Raw genomic sequence first — 19,635 nt, 5'->3', positions numbered from 1 at the left:
CACTCAGCCGTGCAGCGGCAGGGTCAGCACCGTGGGGGCCCCGTCGATGACGCGCACCGGCACGCCCCAGTCCTGCGCGTTGAGGTGGCACGCCGGGTACTCGATGGCCGGGTCGGCGTCGCAGCTGGCCGCGTGCGCGGTGACGTGCAGCACCCCGTCGGTGACCTCGGGGTTGATGCGCAGCGTGCGGGTCAGCGGCACGGCGTCGCCCGCCCCGTCGAGCAGCAGCTCGGGTGGGGTCGAGGAGACCTGCAGGCGCGTCGAAGGTCCGTAGCGGTCGTCGTACTTCTGGCCGGCGGCCGGGGTGAACACGACGTCGAGCTGCAGCTCGCCGGGGGCGATGTCCGTCACCGGCCGCTTGGTGCGGTGGGCGCCGGCGTCGAGGACCTCGCCGACCAGCCCGGCGGGCAGCGCCAGCCGCGTCAGCCGGTGCGCGGCGGACTCCACCACGAGCACCACGAGCCCGTCGTCGCCCGGTCCGGTCAGCACCACCAGGCCGGACGGCTCGGCGAGGCCGGTGGCGATCGTGCTCACCTCACCGGGGGTGCCGGCGGGTGCGTCGGGGGCGGGCGGCACGTAGCGGCGCACGGCGCCGTTGTACGTGTCGGCCACCAGCACGGAGCCGTCAGGCAGGACGGCCACACCCAGGGGGTGCTGGAACAGCGCCTGGTCGGCCGAGCCGTCCCGGTGCCCGAAGTCGAACAGCCCGGTGCCCACCGCGGCGTGCAGGGTCCTGTCCGTCGGGTCGAGGCGGCGCAGGGCCGACGTCTCGGAGTCGGCGACCCACACCTGCCCGTCGGGGGCCACGGCCAGGCCGGACGGCTGCGCGAACCACGCCTGTGCGGCGTCGCCGTCGACGAGCCCCTCGTTCATCGTCCCCGCCAGGTGCGTCACGCTGCCCTGCGCGCCGTCGAACGTCCACAGCGTGTGGTGCCCGGCCATGGCCACGACGAACGCGCCCAGCTCGGCCGACCACGTCACGTCCCACGGCGAGGACAGCCGCACGTCGCGCGCCGGCGCCGTGAACCCCACCCGCACGTCGGCCGGCACGGGCTCGCCGCCGCCCGCCGGTCGCACGTTGTCGGCGGCGCCGACCATGAACTGCTCACCTGTGCCCGCGACCGTCGTGACCTGGCCGTCCGACAGCCGTACCCCGCGCAGGGCGTGGTTGACGGTGTCGGCCACCAGCACGTCGTACCCGAGCTCGTCGCGCAACGCGTCGGGCACCAGGCACAGGCCGTTCGGCTCGCTGAACCGCGCCTCGTCCGGCCCGCCGTCGACCAACCCACGCTCCCCGGCACCGATGGTCCGCACCGGCGTCTCGCCGTCGGCCTCGAGCTCGACCAGGCGGTGGTGACCCGCGTCGGCGACCAGCAGATGCCCGTCGGGCAGGGCCACCGCCTTGGCCGGGAACCGCAACGTCGAGGACACCGGCTCCGGCGCCACGTACGGGCCGTCGCCGCGGTGCAACGTGCCCTTCGCCTCGTGCTCCGCGACCAGGTCGCGCACCAGCACCTCGACGTTGTGCCGGTGACCCTCACCGGCCATCTGCGCCACCACGTACCCCTCGGGGTCGATCACCACCAGCGTCGGCCACGCCCGCGCCGTGTACGCCGACCACGTCACCAGCTCCGGGTCGTCCAGCACCGGGTGGTGCACCTCGTACCGCTCGACCGCCGCCGCCAACGCCACCGGGTCCGCCTCGTGCACGAACTTGGGGGAGTGCACCCCGACGATCACCAGCACGTCGCGGTGCGCCGCCTCCAGCTCACGCAGCTCGTCCAGCACGTGCAGGCAGTTCACGCAGCAGAAGGTCCAAAAATCGAGAATCACGATCTTGCCGCGCAGGTCGGCCAGGCTCACGTCCTTGCCGCCGGTGTTCAGCCACCCCCGGCCCACCAGCTCGGACGCACGGACACGGGGCAGGCGCACAGCACGTTCGGTCACGGGAGCATTCTCCGACACGTCACGCGCCGCACGTCGCCCGCCATCGTTCCCAGCATCCTCGCGGGGCTTCTGGTGCGACCCGTCCGGCAACTCCGATGGCTCCGGATGCTCCGAGCCACCCATCAACTGTTGCCTCCCTCGAGCCCATGTCTCGTGTCCTGCGGAGCGGCCCACTCAGCGGAAGGCGCGCCCGACGTCGGGGGCACATCTAGTGGTTCGTCGGCGTGTCGGCTACTAGATGTTGTGAGCCTCCGGGTATCCTCGTTCGCGCCAGATCGCCGGGCTCCCGGTGATCACAATCAGTGAAGGGAGGTGAGCAATGGCAAAGAACTCGACCTACCACAGCGCCAGAACCGGGCGGTTCGTGTCGCCGGGCTACGCGGCAACGCATCCGAGCACGACGGTGCGTGTGACCAGCGGGTCGAAGCCGACCGATGCGCCGCGTGATGCGGGCACCGGTCGCTTCGTGCCGCAGGGGTACGCCGATGGGCACCCCAGCACGACCGTCCAGTCGAAGTAGCCGCATCGGACGCCTTGCCGGGCGTTCGGTGCAGAGGGGCCAGTTCCGTTGCTGCGGGCTGGCCCCTCATCTTGTCCCATGAACGGGTAGGAGTGGGGGACGTGGTCAAGCCCGTCCATGTCGCCCGCTGCATCGCAGTTGGGCGCCTGACCGAGTTGCACCGGCCCTGCGTGGAGGACAACAGCACCTACGTGGATCCCAGCCTCCATGGGCCGCCCGCGTCGAGCGGTACGGGGCGGGTGGTCGGGGTTGCGCCAGTTCTCGTCCCGTCTGTCGCATTCACGAGTCTCGCAGCAACGACAACACGACGAGGGCCGGGCGGGCGGAGGCTGGGGTCCACCTCTCGAATCCGACACCACGAGGGTCGGCCGACGGCAGGATGGGTCCGTGGACATGACGCCCGATCCGGAGCGGATCCCCGCCGGCGCGGGGCGATGGTGGCTGGCGGCGTTCGGGCTCGCCGTCCTTGCCGGCCCCGTCATGCTGTGGGGCCTCGTTGGCGCACCCCCGCTCTGGGCGGCCGTCGCGGCTGCCGTGGTCCTCGTCCTCGGGGCTGCCTGCTTCGTGACCGCCACGATCTTGAAGGGCAGGGCCGACAGGGTCCACCCCCTGCGTCTCGTGGGCCGGGCCTTGTGGGCGCCGATTCGCTTCCTCCTCGACTTCACGTTCTGACAGGGCAGGTCCGTGGCGAACGGATGGGTCGGGGTGCGAGGCACACGACCGTGCTGGCCGACTGCCACGCCTTCGTGGTGACGGCCGAGGGTGACCAGGCCGCGGTCTACACGGGCGTGTGGGGCGGTGACGTGATGGTGGCCGGCGAGTTGCTGTGGTCGGCCCCGGACGAGCCCGCTGGCTGGGAGGCAGTGGTGGAGTTCTCTGCGCGGGTCTCGACCGAACGCCCCCTTCGGGCGGCCTTTCGGCTGGAGGGTCCGGCCGGCGGCCCGATCGCGACTGAGTCGATCGGGCAACGACAGAGCGTGAGACCTGTCTCCCCACTTACGACGGTGACCGGGTGAAGCGTGCCGGGAGGACTCTTGTCCCCGTGCGCCGGTCCGGGACGCGGTGCACGCTGGGCGCATGGCGGGCGACGACGGCCACCTCGAGTGCACCTACTGCGGCAGACGCGCGCGCTCGCACCCGCCCGGCTGGTGCTCCCTGGACCTGGAGAGCGACGAGGGCGTCACCGAGCTGCACTGGTACCGCGGCTTCTGCTCGACGGAACACGCCGCCGCGTGGTTGGCCCGCCCGTTGCCGGCGCCGGATCGGGTGCAGCGTGCCGCGTCGGACTGGCGTGACTGGCGGTTCTACGGCGGGCTGCTGGCCGCGATCACCGTGTGCTTCCTGGCGACCGCGGGCATGGTGACGATCTCCAGCATCCTCTGATCCCCTCGCCACGCGGGACTCGAGGTTGCTGATGCCGCGCCAATGCCGGCCAGTGCGGCATCGGGTGGCGCGCATAGCCGCGCACAGGATTCAGGACGTCGAGGACAACCTTCGATTGGTCGTGGCGATCGCCTGGACCCGAACGATCCCCATCCGCGATTCGCGAGCATTGAGGTAGCGCGCAGGCGAACTGTCCGCCGCAGCGCGCCCCGGGTGGGGTCAAAGCACGAGGTTAGCCCGTGTTCTGCGGGGCCACAGTCGCGAACGTTTGCGGCTTGACGGCCTGGGTTCCCCGTGGGCCCGATATCAAGTCGGCGGCTGCGGCGTCAACTACCGGTGTGCGATGTCCTCGAACACCACCGGCGGTGTCTCCTACTCCGTCGACGGAGTGCCTAAGGCTTCCTGGTCGACGAGCGGTGCGCACTCGTGGAGCGGCGCGACCACAGCAGGAAGCCACTCCGCCTCGATGGGAACCACCGGCAGCTTCACTTCGATGAACGCGTCCTGCTACTGCCCCGCGGGAACCGTCTGCGGGGTCTGACGGGTTCATCGCTCGGGCAGGGGGCCGACGGTCCCGGCGGTCCCCTGCCCGAGCGCTTCCGTCCGCTGCTCTACGGACACTTCGCAGGCACTACGGCGATAGCGCGCCGTCACGGCGTGCGAAGCACCCTCACCGGGTCAGCCCACGAGGCAGCGATCGCCGGAGGAACGGCGGCGAAGACCGCGGTCAAGCTCGCGAGTACTGCCGTGCCGGCGACGAAGCTGGCTGGGGGTAGTCCGCCCCACCCTGCGCCCGTCAGGGCACCGACGGCGGTGCCTAGTACCGCGCCCGCGATCGCCGGAACGAGTGTCCGCAGCGTGATGAGACAGATGATCGTGTAGCGGGTGGCACCCAGGGCACGCCGTCGCCCCAGGTCGGGGCGTCGGATGAGCACGTCCGCGAGCACCACGACAGCAGTGAGGCCCGCGCCGGCGGTCATGACCAGGACGAGCAGCGTGTGGCTGAAGGAGCCAAGATCTGCCCCGACGTGGGCCTGGAGGTCGGCGAGGGTGCTCGGCGACTGCACGGTGACGTCGGTCAACGCCGGCGGAGCAATCGCCGACAGGACCAGACTCTGCACGGACTCGACGTCGCCGGCGCTGGAAGCCAGGACGTAGAGCCTGTCGACGGTCGCAGCCTGCGGGTCCTCCCGGACGACGACAGGCCGTGCGAGGACGCCGCCGTCGAGCTCAGTGAAGCTGTCCTGAGCGCGGTACGTCCCGACGATCGGCCACTGGGCGACGTCGTTCTCGACTGAACCGATGGGCCCTTCGAGGCCGAGGCTCGTCATCGCGTCCTCCGCCACGACTCCCTCTCCCGCACGTGGCCATCGACCGGAGGTGAGGGTCACCGCGGTGGCCGGGTCACCGAGTACGTGCCACAGGGGGGTCTTCGTGCCACCCCTGCCTTGGGCGGTCGAGACGACATCCCGTGGAGTGTCGATCGCGACAGCCCCCTGGACCGTGTTGAGCTGGTTGACGACGTCGACCACCGCGGTGGAGATCAGACCCTTGTGGGCGCTGTCGCTGACGACGATCAGGCGCGCCCCCGCTGAGTCAAGGCGGGCGTGAACCTGCGCCTGGGTGGCGGCCGCGCGACCGACGGTCAGCAGCGTGGTCACGCACGTGGCAGCCACCAGGACGAGAATCATGGCGGTCGGAACCGGCCGCGCCAAGGCGGAGACCACAGCTTCGCGCAACAGGGCGCCCATGCGGACGCCGGACCCGCCTGCGCGGAACGCACCCTGGTTCCCGGTTGCGGGACTACGGGAATCCTGGCTCATAGTGCCACCACTTCATCGGCATGCTCGAGCACGAAGGGGTCGTGTGTGGCGATCACGACCGACGTCTCAGCCGCTGCCCATCGGAGTGCTTGGAGCACGGTCGCGGCATTCGCTCGGTCGAGATTCCCGGTCGGTTCGTCAGCGAGCACGATCGTCGGCGCGTTCACCAAGGCTCGGGCGACTGCCACGCGCTGCGCTTGGCCACCGGAGATCTCCCCGGGGCGGTGATCGACGCGATCCTCGACTCCGAGGGCGGCAAGGAGCTCGCGAGCTCTCGTCGACGCGGTCGAGCGCCTGACCCCGGCGTACAGAGCCGGCTCGACCACGGCATCGAGGACCGACCGTGAGGGGTCGAGCGCGGCGTCCTGGAACACGAAGCCGATCTGGTGCGCTCGCAACGACGCACGCGAGCTGTCGGGAAGGCTGCTCACCGGCGCTCCATTCACCTCCACCACTCCGCGCGTGGGCTGAAGCATGAGGCCCAACACGTACAGCAGCGTCGACTTACCTCGTCCGGACGGGCCGGTCACGGCAGTCAATGCCCCCGGCGCGAAGGTGTGGCTCAGGCCGTCGAAGAGCTCCTCACCACCCCGGCGGTAGGTGAAGGCCAGGTCTTTCACGGCCAGCACTACCCGGCTCCAGGTGAGTCGCTGGCCTTGGGCTGTGGTGCGTCGCCGATCAGCACGACCTGGCCGACCTGCAGGCCTTCGACGACCGCAAGTCCCTGCGCTGACGCAAGCGAGGTCACCGTGACGCTCTGGCCGTCCGCCAGCAGCACGTAGGACGAGCCGTTCGTCGCGGTCCGTAGCGCAGCGACCGGCACGGATGGCCCACGGGTCTCAGGGACGACGAGGGCGGTGGCGCGCAGGGTGACAACCTCATCCCCTGGTAGCCGTGCGCACGCATCCGCGCAGACCGGCCCGCCGCCGGGTGCGGTCAACCTCATCACGGTGTTCCCGTCCTCATCGACGGCGCTGTCGGCGACGATCGCCGTCCATGTCTGGTCGTCGTAGGACACCACGAACTGGGTGTCGTGGGCGATCAGCTGGGCTTGTTCCGTGGAGAGCACAGCACGGAAGTCCTGCGAGCCGGTGCGGCCAATCACCGCGTCCTCCCCACCAGCGATCAACGCCCCCAGCGTGATCTCGTCGCCCAGTCTGAGCTCGGACGGCAGCGCCGGGACGGCGATGAGCTCGCCGAGGGCGACCTGCCCGGTCGGTGCTGCTCCGTTCGCCTTCTGCCACGCGCGTACCGCTCGGTCCGTTGTCGTGCCGAATGTCCCGTCGGACCGGCCCAGATAGCCGAGCGCGACCAAGGCATCCTGCAGCTGCCGGACGTCGGTACCGGCTGTGCCCGCTGCCAAGGGCCGGTAGAAGGGCACCGCGCCGACGATCACGCGCACCGTGGTGCCTGCCACGGAGTAGATGGGGTCACCCGTCGCGCGTGAACCGTCTGGGGTCACGGCGGTGACTACTCCGGCGAGCAGGTTCGTCGCCAGTGCCGCTGTCGGCTGCGACACCGTGACGCTCACCGCGACGGATCTCCCGATCGTGGACTCGGTGACGGTTGCCGTCACGGAGCCTTGCGGTGCTGCGACTGCGGTGGGGGAGACGAAGGTGGCACGCCCTGCCCAGAACGCCAGGGCGGCCAGTGCGACGACAGCCGCGCTACCCGCACCGATGCGAACGAAGCTACGTCCCGTAGGCCGTGCCGTTGTGGAGCCGTTCTGCCGGGGGGTGCTCACTGTGTCACCGGTGGGAACAAGTCCGGGGAGTCGTGCGGGCACCGCTCGTACAGTTCGTCAAGGATCTGGTCTGCTTCGCCGACCGAGACGGTCGCCGTTGCGTCGGCATACGGGTCCCAGGGCGATGAACCCGAGTAGTACTGACCCAACCAGGTCGCTTCCGACGGGGCGTCGTCGACCGGGTAGCCCAGCCCGGTCACGCACGGAGCGACGGTCGAGACCAGGTACGCGTACTGCATCTTGGCTCGAACACGAGGTAGCTGCTGCTGCGTCCTCGGATCCACCGCGTACTCGGCGGCGCACACGTAGGCCGCCTCGCGCAACGCCGGTCCTTGCTCGGTCGGCACGTCGTCGTACTCGATACCCCCCTGGGACCCGAGGTGGGCGGCGACGCCTTCCCCCGCGAGGCAGTCGATCTGCGTCTGTGCCCACTCGTCCTGGCTGACGAAGCGGACGAGCTCAGTCTGCGGAGGTTCGTCGAGCATGTACTGGGTTGTGAGCCCCTCGAGGTACTGGCTGTACAGGCTCATCAGCCCCGCTTCGTCCACACTCCAGTCGTCAGGAACCGCCGAGGCGCCCGATGTCTTTGCGGGCGGAGTCGCCGGGCCGCCGGGGCTGGAGCAGGCCGAGGTCGATGCCAGCAGAGCGCACAGGGTGACGGCGCCGACAGCGAGCCTCTGCCCACGGCGCAACGTCCGATGACGTGATCGGCGCACGTGGCGCCTGGTGCGGCTGGTTGTCCACATACCCAGCAATGTCCGCAATGCCGAAGGTGCAACATCCTGGGTCTGGCCACCTCGCTAGCCCGCGAGCGAGCTGCTCACCGATGTGACCTCGCCGGACTGGTCCTGCACCGAGACCGTCACCTCACCTACGTGGTCAGCCGGCCACCATGCGAAGAAGTGACCCTCGAAGACCGTGGCAGTGGTGCGCGGTCCATCCTCCGGCTCGATCGTGACCGTTGACCCTTCGGGCACGACGCCGATCACGACGCCGACGGCCTGGGCTCCCACCGACAGTCCGCCGAGGTGCTGGACCGCGGTGGAGCGCGTCGTGAGGTCCGACGCGAACCAGACATGCGCCTCATCACTGATCGACAGGCAGAGTCCCCAGCCATCGCCGCCCTCCGCCAGGCTGAGGACGCTGAGGCCGCGGCGTTCTGCAGCGACTGCCTCGACGCCGTCCGGCGCTCCTGCGGCCTGCAGTGCACCCCGGCAGTTCGGGGACAGGTTCGGCGACTCAGCAACGGCGTCCGGTACTGCGGTCCACCCGGCGAACGCCGGTTCGGGTCGCCACCACGACGCTGTGGACACCACGAGTCCCGCGCTGACCGCGGCGACGGCGACCAGACGCGCACCGGCCCGCCACAGGGCTCCGCGGTTGACCGCTGTGAGTCGTGGGACAGCCGGGCCGTCGTACCGCGTGGCGCCACTCACGGTTTGCCACGCGGCATCGAGACGAGCTTCGTCGATGTCGTGCTCGCGACGGATGATCGCCAGCAGCTCGATCGGGTCAGGCGCAGCCATCATCACTCCTTCGTCTCAGCTCGGGCCCCTGCGGCCACGATGGGCGTCGCGCCACCGTCGAGGGTCCACTCGTCTCGTTCCGCACTCTCGGTGAGCCTCCGGCGGGCCCGCGCGAGCCGGACGCGAAAGGTCGCAGGTCGACATCCCACGACCCGCGCGGCGTCCTCACTGCTGAGGCCGTCCCACCCCGTCAGAAGAAGGGCCTCGCGCAGGAGGGGCGGCAGCTGCTCCAGTCCGTGGACGAGCGCCTCTCGCTCGGCGACGTGCCGCTCGGGAGCCTCGTGGAGCAGCACGCCGCGCAGGTTCGCCATCTCGCGGAACGCAGCCTCGCCCCGGCGGCTCTTGCGCTGCTGGTTGCGAATCACGTTCCTGGCGACCACGAGCAGCCACGGAAGGGGCTCCTCTGGGACGTCCGCCATGCGCCGGCACGCGACGACGAACGTCTCCGAGAGCACGTCCTGCGCTGCATCCGGGCCCACCTGACGACTCGCGAATGCCAGGACGTTGCGGCTGTGAGCCGCCCACAACTCGGCCATGCGCGTCCCGTCGTCAGCAGCCATCCCCACACCCCTTCATGTCCGGAGAGAGCGGAGTGCAACACGCCGGAGAGGACGTGTGGTCCGCTCGCCGCACCTCAGCGTGCGACGGAGGCGTCAGAGCGCGGCGTTGAGGCAGAGGATGCAGACCCAGATGCCTGCGCCGGCCAGCACGACGGCGAGGGCGCTGAACGCGAGCACGGTGCCGCTGCCTGCGGTCTCCCGCCACTGGCCGCGGGTACGCCCGGAGGGTCGGGTGAGCGTCAGCTCGGGGGCGTGGGTGTCGCCTGCGGGGACCTCACCGTCGGCGCGGTCGATGGTCGGGCTGTCGGTGGGGTTCATGTGCGGTCCAGGACGTAGATGCGGGGGTGGTGGCCCTTGGCGTAGACCTTCTGCTCGGTGCGGACGGTCCAGCGGGCGGCCTGGTCGCGGAGCACCTTCTCCATCACGGTGATCTCGTGCGTGAGCACGACGAGGCGGCTGCCGGGGGCGGTGCGGTCGTACGCGGCGTGCAGCAGGCCGGTGTGCACCTCGACTGCGCTCGAGTGCGAGCCGTGCAGGGTGCCCCATGGCGGGTCGGCGAGCACCAGGTCGAACGGGCCGTCGAGCTCGGGCGGCAGGGAGCGGACGTCGGCGGTGACCCACGTGGTGCGGCGGGCCAGGCCCGCGGCGGCGGCGTTCTCGGTGGCCATGGCGGTCGAGTCGGGGTCGACGTCGACGCCCACGGCCTGCGCTGCGGGGCCGGCCAGCAGGCGTTCGATGAGCAGGGTGCCGGAGCCGCTCATGAGGTTGAGAACCCGGTCCTGCTCGTGGATACCGCCGAGCCGGGTCATGGCGGCGGCGATGGTCGCGTTGGCCGCACCCGGGTAGTCGCGGACCCGCCAGGTGCGGGCGGACATCGGGCGGGGGCCGATGCGGACCAGCACGTCCCAGCCGGGGTCGACCTCGGTGGCGGACCCCGTGGACCGGGGGTTCGCGCCGGACCCGCGCGCAGGCACCCGGCGCGCGTCGCCACGGGGAGCGACGCCGCGGCGGACCTTGAGCACGAGCTCGCCGTTGGTGTCGTCGTACCGCAGGCCGGTGGCCTCGGTGACGGCGGCGGCGAGCTTGGTGAACGCGACGGAGTCGCGCCCGGCAGCCTCGAACCGGAAGGTGGACGAGCCGCGGGCCCGCAGCGAGGCGTACACGGCCTCGACGATCCGGGCCAGGTGGTCGCCGGACGTCAGCGAGCGGGGACGCGGCACGTCGAAGTGCAGCGAGACGAACGCGGCGACGGCGGTGCGCAGGGCCAGGACGTCGGTGAGGGGTCCGCGGTGCTCGACGACCAGGGCGTCCTCGCGTCCGCGCACGGGCTGTGCCGGGCGCTCGGGACGCAAGGTCGCGGTGATCTCGTCGGCCAGCACGTCGCCGAGGCCGGGCAGGAAGGTCAGCTCGACGCGGGTCGCCCGGGGGCCGCTGCGCGGCGCGGTGCGCGTCTGCTCGCGCGGGTCGCGTCGGCCGGGGTGGCGATCCACAGGTCGGCCCGGCTTGCCCTGCCGGTCGGCACGGGCGTCCGGCCGAGCGGGTCGGGCGTCCTGCGGGCGACCGGGTCGACGCTCGTCGTTGCGGGCTGGTCGCGCGTCGCCGTGGCGCCTGGGGCGAGGGGCGGTGCTCACGCGGGGACGGGCGCGGACGCGCCGACCGCGCGGAGCACGAACGCCTCGGTCTGCGCGATGGCGCGCTCGCGGTCGGGGCCGTCGTCGGGCACACCGCGGCCCGACAGGCAGGCGTTGACCAGGGGCACGGTGACTTCGAGGTCCTGCTCGGGGAACGCCCCGGAGGCGATGCCGGCGGCCAGGATGCGGCGCAGGATCAGCTCGACGACGACCACGTGCTCGCGCACGCGCTGCTGGGCGCCGCGGGACAGCACGGAGCGCAGCTCGGGCCCGGGGGCCACGTGGTAGACGCGCTTGAGCTGGGCCTGCTGGCGCACGTAGGTGCTGAGCTGGTCGACCGGGTCCTCGATGTCGTCGAGGGACCGCTGCAGCGTCGCGGCGTACTGCTCGGTCTCGTGCGTGATGAACCCCAGGAGCATGGACTCCTTGTCGGGGAAGTGGTTGTAGACCGCGGTGCGACCGACGCCGGCCACCTGGGCGATCTCGGCGAGGGTGATCGCGTCGAACCCGCGCTCGGCCATGAGCGCGGACAGCGCGGCGAACAGCTTCAGGCGCGTCTGCTCGCGGTGCTCGTGGAGAGAACCCCCGATGATCTTCGGCATCCTGACATGATCGCACGTCGTGTCAGATCCTTGGGCCACGGGGTCCGGCGTCCGGCCGTCGGCGCCACTACGATGCCCGCACGGCCCGCCTGGACGAGCAGGCCACTGGACGAATCGAGTCGATGATGACGCCCGATCCGATCGTGCACATGCGCGATGTCACGGTCGCGTTCCCGGGCACCCTGGCGCTCGACGGTGTCAGCCTGCGGCTCTTCCCCGGTGAGGTGCACTCGCTGCTGGGCGAGAACGGCGCCGGCAAGTCGACGCTGCTCAAGGTGCTGACCGGCGTGCAGCAGCCCGATGCGGGCACGATCGAGATGGACGGCCGCCCCGTGCAGGTGCCGCGGCCCGCCGACGCGATCCGGATGGGCGTGCGCACCGTTTACCAGGAGCTGGACCTGCTGCCGAACCTGTCGGTGGCGGAGAACGTGATGCTCGGCCACGAGACGCGGCGGTGGGGCCTGATCTCGCGGCGGGCGATGCGGGCGCGGGCCTCGGAGGTGCTGGCCGAGCTCGGCGTGCACGTCGACCCGGCCTCGCGCCTGGGTGACCACCCGATGGCCGTGCAGCAGCTCGTGGCGATCGCCCGCGCGACCGTGGTCCGGCCGCGGGTCGTGGTGCTGGACGAGCCGACCTCGAGCCTGGACCCGCACGAGGTGGCCCGGCTGTTCTCCACGATCCGCACGCTCAAGGAGCAGGGCATCGCGATCGTGTTCGTGTCGCACTTCCTGGAGCAGGTGTACGAGATCTCCGACCGGTTGACGGTGCTGCGCGACGGCCGGCTGGTGGGGGAGTACCTGCCCGAGGAGATCCTGCGCGTCGACCTGGTGCACAAGATGATCGGCAAGGAGATCTCGGTGCTCGAGCAGGTCGCCGAGCAGGCCGAGGCGCGCGACGTGGACGAGAGCCGCGTGCTGGTGCGCGCGCAGGGCCTGGCTCGCAAGGGCGCGGTGACCCCGTTCGACCTCGAGGTGTCCGAGGGCGAGGTCGTCGGCGTGGCCGGGCTGCTGGGGTCGGGGCGCACGCACCTGGTGCGGCTGCTGTCCGGTGTCGACCAGCCCGACCAGGGCACGTTGCGGGTGCTCGGGCGGGCGGTGAGGTTCCGTGACCCGGGCGACGCGATCCGCTCACGCGTCGTGTACTCCTCGGAGGACCGGCGCGGCGACGGGATCATCGAGGACCTGAGCGTCGCCGACAACATCCTGCTGGCCCTGCAGGCCGAGCGGCGCTGGTGGCGGCCGTTGCGGCGGGCCCGGCGTGAAGAACTCGTGGCCAGCTACATCGAGTCCTTGGACATCCGCCCGGCCGACCCGCACGTGAAGGCGGGCACGCTCTCGGGTGGCAACCAGCAGAAGGTGCTGCTGGCCCGCTGGTTGGCCACCGCTCCGCGCATGCTGGTGCTCGACGAGCCGACCCGGGGGATCGACATCGGGGCCAAGGCCGAGCTGCAGAAGGTGGTGGCGGACCTGGCCGACAACGGCATGTCGGTGGTGTTCGTCTCGGCCGAGCTCGAGGAGAACCTGCGCATGGGCAACCGGATCGTCGTCATGCGGGAAGGGACCCTTGTCGCCGACGTCGAGAACGCAGGCCTTACCCTCGACGACGTGCTCGCGCTCATCGCCTACGGGGACCGCGTGGAGCGGTGATGGCCGTGTCGAGCAGCGGCAGGCACGTGACAGGGCGGGAGCGGTGAGCGAGAAGGACGTCCCGCAGCGCGCGGCCACCATCTTCGACGTCGCCCGGCTCGCCGGGGTGTCGCACCAGACGGTCTCGCGTGTGCTCAACGACCTGCCGAACGTGCGTCCCACCACGCGCGACCGGGTCGAGCAGGCCATCAAGCAGCTGCGGTACACGCCCTCGCCGGCGGCGCGGGCGCTGGTCACGAAGCGCACGCGGGTCGTCGGGCTGATCGTCACGGCGGGTGCGGGGTACGGGCCGTCGTCGATCGCGCTGCACGTGAACGAGGCGGCGCGCCAGGCCCGGTACTCGGTGCTGACCATCAGCATGCTCAGCCCGGTGGTGGCCGACGTGCGGCAGGCGATCGAGTCGCTGATCCGGCAGAACGTCGAGGGGATCGTGCTGGTCGCCGCCGAGCGGGCGGTGGTGAGCGCCACCTACGAGATGGACATCGGTGTCCCGATGGTGACGGTCGACCCGACGGAGCAGGCCACGGGCGCCTCGGTCGCGATCGACCAGTACGCGGGGGCGCGCCTGGCCACGACGCATCTGCTGCAGCTGGGGCACACGGCGGTGGCGCACCTGGCCGGCCCGGAGGCCTCGCCCGACTCGGCGGAGCGGGTGCGGGGCTGGCGGGACGCGTTGGCCGACGCGGGGCTGCCGGCGCGCGGTCTGGTGCACGGCGACTGGTCGGCGCGCAGCGGGTTCGAGTACGCGTCGACGCCGGACGTGGGCACGGCGTGCACCGCGGTGTTCGTGTCGAACGACTCGATGGCCCTGGGTGTGATGCACGCGTTGACGGTCCGGGGGCTGCAGGTGCCGCGTGACGTGAGCGTGGTGGGGTTCGACGACATCCCCGAGGCGGCGCACTTCGGCCCGCCGTTGACCACGGTGCGGCAGGACTTCGAGGAGCTGGGCGCGCTGCTCATGGCGCGGTTGCTGGCGGCGATCGAGTCGGACGGCGCCCCGCGGCCTTCGAAGGTGCTGCCCACGCTGGTGGTGCGCGAGTCGACGGACGTGCCCCGCCCGGGAGACCGTGAGCGTTAACATTTCGTGACCTTGCAGGTCGACGAACCCCTTGCGCACCGAATTGTGAGCGCTAATATCGGACACGACACCAGGCGTGACGACGCGCTCAGTCTGAGCGTAGATCGGCACACCGGCCGGATGTGAGGGTTCACAACGGCTCGCGCAACGGAGTGCGAGCCCTACGACCCCGCGCCGGGCGGCCCCGATCGGCACGTGAGGTGGTCCGGTTCCCCGACGTGCCGCACCGATGCGGCCCGTCGTCCGTGCAGTGCTCGCCGTCGAGCACGTCGTGGTGCCTCGACGGTCGGGCTCGTCCCGAGGAGGAGACGACGTGTCCCTGAAGAAGACCCGCGCCGGCCTGGCCGCGCTGACCGTGACCGGACTCGCCCTGGGCCTCGCGGCCTGCGGGGGAGGCACCGACGACGCCGCCACCGCCGGCGGCGACGACCTGGTGACCGTCGGCTTCGTGGCCGTCGGCCCCGAAGGTGGCTGGCGCACCGCCAACGAGAACAACGTCAAGGCCGCCTTCAGCAAGGAGGCCGGCTTCGACCTGAAGTACTCCCCGGCCACCGACGGCAGCCAGAACTCGCAGATCACCGCCTTCACCTCGTTCATCGACGAGGAGGTCGACGTGATCCTGCTGTCGGCCACCGAGGCCACCGGTTGGGAGGACGTGCTCGGCAAGGCGCAGGAGGCCGAGATCCCCGTGCTCCTGCTCGACCGCGGCATCGAGCCCGACGACGACAGCCTGTACGCCACGCACATCGGCCCCGACAACTACTCGATCAGCGTCTCCGCCGCCGAGTGGGCCATCGAGACCTTCCCCGAGGGCGCCAACTACGTGGTGCTCGAAGGCCCCGCCGGCCTGTCGGTCGTCAACGAGCGCAACCGCGGCTGGGACGACACCATGGCCGACGCCACCGGCTTCACCAAGCTCGAGAGCCAGGACGCGAACTGGTCGACGGACGAGGCCAAGAAGGTCTTCGAGACCATGCTCAAGGCCCACAACAACGACATCCAGCTCGTGTTCGCGCAGAACGACGAGATGGGTCTGGGTGCCGCGCAGGCCGTCGAGGCCGCCGGTCTCACGCCCGGCACGGACGTCAAGATCATCACGATCGACGGCACCAAGGCCGCGCTGCAGGGCCTCATCGACGGCCAGCTGAGCTTCGTCGCCGAGTACAACCCGCTGTTCGGCGACACGGCCGTGGACGTCGTCAACAAGCTCCTCGCCGGTGAGGAGGTCGAGTCCAACATCATCATCGACTCGGTGACCTTCGACTCCGCGGAGGCCGCCGAGGCCGCCCTGCCCGACCGCGAGTACTGACCGGACCGTCGTGCACCGGGCGGGGACCCACCCGCCCGGTGCACGACGACCGACCCGCGCCACCGACCTGCCGGTGGGGCACGACGACGCAGCGACGCGCGAGGCGAGGACATGACCGAACCAGAACCAGTGGTGCAGATGACGGGGATCTCCATCGAGTTCCCCGGGGTGAAGGCCCTGCAGGACGTCGACCTGACGCTCCGGCCGGGCGAGGTGCACGCCCTCATGGGCGAGAACGGCGCCGGCAAGTCCACGCTGATCAAGGCGCTCACCGGCGTCTACCGGATCGACGGCGGCACGATCGTGGTCGACGGGCAGCAGCGAGACCTGGGCGGTACCGCCGACGCGCAGGACGCGGGCATCGCCACCGTGTACCAGGAGGTCAACCTCTGCACGAACCTGTCGATCGGCGAGAACGTCATGCTCGGCCACGAGGCCCGCGGCCCGCTCGGCGTCAGCTGGCGGCGCACGCACGCCCTGGCCCGGCAGGCCCTGGCCAAGCTCGGCCTGGAGCACCTCGACACGCGCGCACCCCTGTCCAGCCTGTCCATCGCGCTGCAGCAGCTCGTCGCGATCTCCCGCGCGATGGTCGTCGACTGCAAGGTGCTGATCCTCGACGAGCCGACCTCGAGCCTGGACGCGCACGAGGTGGAGAACCTGTTCGCGGTGATCCGTCGGCTGCGCGACGAAGGCGTGGCGATCCTGTTCGTCTCGCACTTCCTCGACCAGATCTACGCGATCACCGACCGGCTCACCGTGCTGCGCAACGGGCAGCGTGTGGGGGAGTACCTCACGCGTGAGCTGCCCCGCAACGAGCTGATCTCGCTCATGATCGGCAAGGACTTCGCCACGCTGGCCTCGCTCGCCTCCGAACGGGAGGAGCGGGTGCGCGACTCCGCCGAGAAGCCCCTGCTGGAGGCCCGCGGCCTGGGCCGGCGCGGCTCCGTGCAGCCCGCCGACCTGGACATCTACCCCGGCGAGGTCGTCGGGTTCGCGGGGCTGCTCGGCTCGGGACGCACCGAGCTGGCCCGCCTGCTGTACGGCGCCGACCGGCCCGACGCCGGTGAGCTGCACCTGGACGGCAAGCGCGCCACCGTCGGCTCGCCCGTGGCCGCCCTGGCCAACCGGGTCGCGTTCTCCACCGAGAACCGCCGCGACGAGGGCATCATCGCCGACCTGTCCGTGCGCGAGAACCTGATCCTGGCCGTGCAGGCCAAGCGCGGCTGGATGCGCCCGCTGCCGCGCCGCGAGCAGGACGAGCTGTGCGCGAAGTACATCGCCGAGCTGAACATCCGGCCCGCCGACGCCGAGCGCCCCATCAAGAACCTGTCCGGCGGCAACCAGCAGAAGGTGCTGCTTGCCCGGTGGCTGGCCACCGCACCGCGTCTGCTGATCCTCGACGAGCCCACGCGGGGCATCGACGTGGGGGCCAAGGCCGAGATCCAGGAGGCCGTCGTGGCCCTCGCGAGCGAGGGGATGGCCGTCGTGTTCATCTCCTCCGAGCTCGAGGAGGTCGTCCGGCTCAGTGACCGCATCGTCGTGCTGCGGGACCATCACCAGGTCGACGTCGTGGTCAACGGTCCCGAGGTCACCGCCGACACGATCGTCACCATCATCGCGAGAGAGGGCGAAGCCGCATGAGGACCGCACTGCGCAGCCAGTACCTGTGGGGCATCGTCGCCCTGGTCCTGCTGCTCGGCGTCAACGTCGCCAAGGACCCCAGCTTCGTCCAGATCACCCTGAACGACGGCAACCTGTACGGCTCGCTCATCGACATCCTGCGCGGGGCCGCCCCCGTGCTGATGATCGCCGCGGGCATGACCCTGGTCATCGCGACGGGCGGCATCGACCTGTCCGTCGGGGCCGTCATGGCCGTCTCGGGTGCGGTGTCCATGGAGTACCTGGCCGGCACCAGCGACCCGGGCTCGCCCGCCGCGGTGCTCACGGCGCTCGGCCTGGCCCTGGGCCTGAGCCTCGTGCTCGGGGTGCTCAACGGGTTCTTCGTCTCCGTGATCGGCCTGCAGCCGTTCATCACGACCCTGATCATGATGCTCGCCGGGCGTGGCCTGGCGAAGGTCATCACCTCCGGGCAGAACACCACCGCCACCAGCGCACCCTTCAAGTTCATCGCCAACGGGTACGTGCTCGGCATCCCCGTGGCGTTCCTGCTCGCCATCGCCGTCGTGGTGGTGCTCGCGCTCGTCGTCCGGCGCTCCGCGCTGGGGCTCATGATCGAGTCCGTCGGCATCAACCCGCGAGCCTCGCGCATGTCGGGCATCCGGCCGCGGAACATCCTGTTCACCGTCTACGCGGTCTCCGGGCTGCTGGCGGGTATGGCGGGCGTGTTCACCACGGCCAACGTGATGACCGTCGAGGTCGCCAAGACCGGCATGAACATGGAGCTCGACGCGATCCTGGCCGTGGTCATCGGCGGCACGTCGCTGGCCGGCGGCAAGTTCTCCCTCGGTGGGTCCGTGATCGGCGCGTTCCTCATCGTCACGCTCGACAAGACCATCACGTTCCTGTCCATCCCGTCCGCGGCCACCCCCGCGTTCAAGGCCGTCGTCATCGTGGTCGTCTGCCTCATGCAGTCCCCGCGGGTGCGCGAGCTGTTCACCCGACGACGGATGCGCGTCGTCACCCCGAAGGAGGTCGCCGCGTGAGCGCCACCACCACAGCCCCCACGGGCCCGGACGCCACCCGCAGCCTCGTGCCGACCGTCGTGCGGTCCCGCATCCACCTCAACCGCAGCGCCCTGCCCACGGTCGCGGCGCTGACGATCCTCGTGGTCATGCTCGTGTACGGCGAGGCGGCCTACGGCAAGATCTTCGCGCTGAACACGGTGTCCAACCTGTTCATCACCAACGCCTACCTGATCATCCTGGCCGTCGGGATGACCTTCGTGATCCTCGCCGGCGGCATCGACCTGTCCGTCGGCGCGGTCGTCGCGTTCTCCTCGGTGTCCGGCGTCATGCTCATCAACGCCGGGCTGCCCGCCGGGCTCGCCATGGTGCTCATGGTGCTCATCGGCGCGTTCTTCGGGCTGCTGTCCGGCGTGCTCGTGCAGTACTTCTCGGTGCAGCCGTTCATCGCGACGCTGGCCATGATGTTCCTGGCCCGCGGGTTGGCCTCGATCCTCAGCACCGAGCCCGAGCGGCTGCCCGACGACTCCGCGTTCCGGAACCTGGCCACCGAGATCAAGCTGATCGACGGGCCCAAGCTGAACGACCTGGTCACCACCCCGAACGTGCTGATCGCCGTGGTGGTCGTGGTCGCCGGGTTCGTGCTGCTGCACCGCACCCGGTTCGGCCGCACCGTGTACGCCATCGGCGGGTCCGAGCAGTCGGCCTCGCTCATGGGCCTGCCCGTGACCCGCACCAAGCTGCTGATCTACGTGGTCAGCGGCACCTGCGCGGGCCTGGCAGCGGTGGTCTACACCTCTAAGCTCGGCATCGCGCAGAACATCACCGGCACCGGCTGGGAGCTCGACGCGATCGCCGCGACCGTCATCGGCGGCACGCTCCTGACCGGGGGGGCGGGCTTCGTGCTCGGTTCCGTGGTCGGTGCCCTGGTGCTCGGCCTGATGAACGTGCTCATCACGCGCGACGGCAGCATCCCGGCGGAGGCCACGACGATCATCACCGGCGTCGTGCTGCTGGCGTTCGTGATCCTGCAGCGCGTCGTGGTCGGCTCGCGCAAGAACGAGTAGGACCCGCTCCCCGCGCCGTCAGGGGGCCGGCGTGGGGAGCTCCCCTCGGCACGGGCACAGCCCGTGCGCCCCTCGCAGCACCCCCACCTCGCAGCACCCCCACACCGGCGACGTCCCTTCCGGACGTCCCTCAGTCGTGCGCGCGCACGGTCCAGCC

Annotated in this window: 18 protein-coding genes; 8 read left to right on the top strand and 10 right to left on the bottom strand. The window is 70.9% G+C overall.

Translation table 11 applies throughout. From position 1 onward, the window contains the following. Positions 1-3: 3 nt before the first annotated feature. On the bottom strand, positions 4-1,947 hold the full coding sequence (locus ACTHAM_RS00895) for an NHL domain-containing thioredoxin family protein (protein ID WP_440683808.1): 1,944 nt from the start codon (positions 1,945-1,947) through the stop codon (positions 4-6). Between the two features lie 907 nt (positions 1,948-2,854). On the opposite strand from ACTHAM_RS00895, the gene ACTHAM_RS00890 reads away from it, so the two are divergent. Further along, on the top strand, positions 2,855-3,139 hold the full coding sequence (locus tag ACTHAM_RS00890) for a hypothetical protein (RefSeq protein WP_440683806.1): 285 nt from the start codon (positions 2,855-2,857) through the stop codon (positions 3,137-3,139). Between the two features lie 405 nt (positions 3,140-3,544). Continuing rightward, positions 3,545-3,850: a hypothetical protein gene (locus ACTHAM_RS00885; RefSeq protein WP_440683804.1), complete on the top strand. Its 306-nt coding sequence runs from the start codon at positions 3,545-3,547 to the stop codon at positions 3,848-3,850. Between the two features lie 650 nt (positions 3,851-4,500). Here ACTHAM_RS00885 and ACTHAM_RS00880 read toward each other — a convergent pair. The 9 genes from ACTHAM_RS00880 to ACTHAM_RS00840 all read right to left on the bottom strand — a co-directional run bounded on the left by ACTHAM_RS00880 (position 4,501) and on the right by ACTHAM_RS00840 (position 11,736). Next, the gene (locus ACTHAM_RS00880) at positions 4,501-5,526 is read right to left on the bottom strand and encodes an ABC transporter permease (RefSeq protein WP_440683802.1); all 1,026 of its coding nucleotides are present in this window, start codon (positions 5,524-5,526) and stop codon (positions 4,501-4,503) included. A 143-nt stretch (positions 5,527-5,669) separates the two neighbouring features. Further along, the gene (locus ACTHAM_RS00875; protein WP_440683800.1) at positions 5,670-6,302 is read right to left on the bottom strand and encodes an ABC transporter ATP-binding protein; all 633 of its coding nucleotides are present in this window, start codon (positions 6,300-6,302) and stop codon (positions 5,670-5,672) included. Beyond that, positions 6,302-7,204, bottom strand: coding sequence for a peptidoglycan-binding domain-containing protein (locus ACTHAM_RS00870; protein ID WP_440683798.1), 903 nt, complete (start codon positions 7,202-7,204; stop codon positions 6,302-6,304). Before ACTHAM_RS00870 ends, ACTHAM_RS00875 begins: the two co-directional genes overlap by 1 nt. A 209-nt stretch (positions 7,205-7,413) precedes the next feature. Continuing rightward, complete coding sequence (locus ACTHAM_RS00865; RefSeq protein ID WP_440683796.1) at positions 7,414-7,947, bottom strand: hypothetical protein; 534 nt, start codon at positions 7,945-7,947, stop codon at positions 7,414-7,416. A gap of 270 nt (positions 7,948-8,217) precedes the next feature. Further along, positions 8,218-8,943 (bottom strand): hypothetical protein, encoded by a 726-nt coding sequence (locus ACTHAM_RS00860; protein ID WP_440683794.1) that lies wholly within the window; start codon positions 8,941-8,943, stop codon positions 8,218-8,220. Between the two features lie 2 nt (positions 8,944-8,945). After that, the gene (locus ACTHAM_RS00855) at positions 8,946-9,503 is read right to left on the bottom strand and encodes an RNA polymerase sigma factor (protein WP_440683792.1); all 558 of its coding nucleotides are present in this window, start codon (positions 9,501-9,503) and stop codon (positions 8,946-8,948) included. A gap of 93 nt (positions 9,504-9,596) precedes the next feature. After that, positions 9,597-9,821: a hypothetical protein gene (locus tag ACTHAM_RS00850; RefSeq protein WP_440683791.1), complete on the bottom strand. Its 225-nt coding sequence runs from the start codon at positions 9,819-9,821 to the stop codon at positions 9,597-9,599. After that, a complete protein-coding gene (locus ACTHAM_RS00845; protein WP_440683789.1) occupies positions 9,818-10,993 on the bottom strand; it encodes a methyltransferase domain-containing protein in 1,176 nt (391 codons plus the stop codon). The genes ACTHAM_RS00850 and ACTHAM_RS00845 overlap by 4 nt, the downstream gene beginning before the upstream one ends. Positions 10,994-11,130: 137 nt before the next feature. Further along, positions 11,131-11,736 (bottom strand): TetR/AcrR family transcriptional regulator, encoded by a 606-nt coding sequence (locus tag ACTHAM_RS00840; RefSeq protein ID WP_440683787.1) that lies wholly within the window; start codon positions 11,734-11,736, stop codon positions 11,131-11,133. A 149-nt stretch (positions 11,737-11,885) separates the two neighbouring features. Between ACTHAM_RS00840 and ACTHAM_RS00835 the strand changes: the two genes are divergently transcribed. The 6 genes from ACTHAM_RS00835 (at position 11,886) to ACTHAM_RS00810 (ending at position 19,478) form a co-directional block, all read left to right on the top strand. Continuing rightward, positions 11,886-13,382, top strand: coding sequence for a sugar ABC transporter ATP-binding protein (locus ACTHAM_RS00835; protein WP_440683785.1), 1,497 nt, complete (start codon positions 11,886-11,888; stop codon positions 13,380-13,382). A gap of 43 nt (positions 13,383-13,425) precedes the next feature. Further along, complete coding sequence (locus ACTHAM_RS00830; RefSeq protein WP_440683783.1) at positions 13,426-14,460, top strand: LacI family DNA-binding transcriptional regulator; 1,035 nt, start codon at positions 13,426-13,428, stop codon at positions 14,458-14,460. A gap of 313 nt (positions 14,461-14,773) precedes the next feature. Further along, complete coding sequence (locus ACTHAM_RS00825) at positions 14,774-15,769, top strand: ABC transporter substrate-binding protein (RefSeq protein WP_440683781.1); 996 nt, start codon at positions 14,774-14,776, stop codon at positions 15,767-15,769. Positions 15,770-15,880: 111 nt separating this feature from the next. Beyond that, positions 15,881-17,410 carry a sugar ABC transporter ATP-binding protein gene (locus ACTHAM_RS00820; RefSeq protein WP_440683779.1) on the top strand — a complete coding sequence of 510 codons (1,530 nt, stop codon included), beginning with the start codon at positions 15,881-15,883 and terminating at the stop codon, positions 17,408-17,410. Further along, positions 17,407-18,432 carry an ABC transporter permease gene (locus ACTHAM_RS00815; protein WP_440683777.1) on the top strand — a complete coding sequence of 342 codons (1,026 nt, stop codon included), beginning with the start codon at positions 17,407-17,409 and terminating at the stop codon, positions 18,430-18,432. The genes ACTHAM_RS00820 and ACTHAM_RS00815 overlap by 4 nt, the downstream gene beginning before the upstream one ends. Further along, entirely contained in the window at positions 18,429-19,478 is a 1,050-nt protein-coding gene (locus tag ACTHAM_RS00810) for an ABC transporter permease subunit (RefSeq protein WP_440683776.1), read from the top strand. The genes ACTHAM_RS00815 and ACTHAM_RS00810 overlap by 4 nt, the downstream gene beginning before the upstream one ends. Positions 19,479-19,635: the final 157 nt, after the last annotated feature.

This window comes from Cellulomonas soli, from assembly GCF_052036975.1.
Lineage (GTDB): Bacteria > Actinomycetota > Actinomycetes > Actinomycetales > Cellulomonadaceae > Cellulomonas > Cellulomonas soli_A.
Note: the sequence above shows the minus strand (reverse complement) of the source record. Positions and strands in the feature narration are given on the sequence as shown.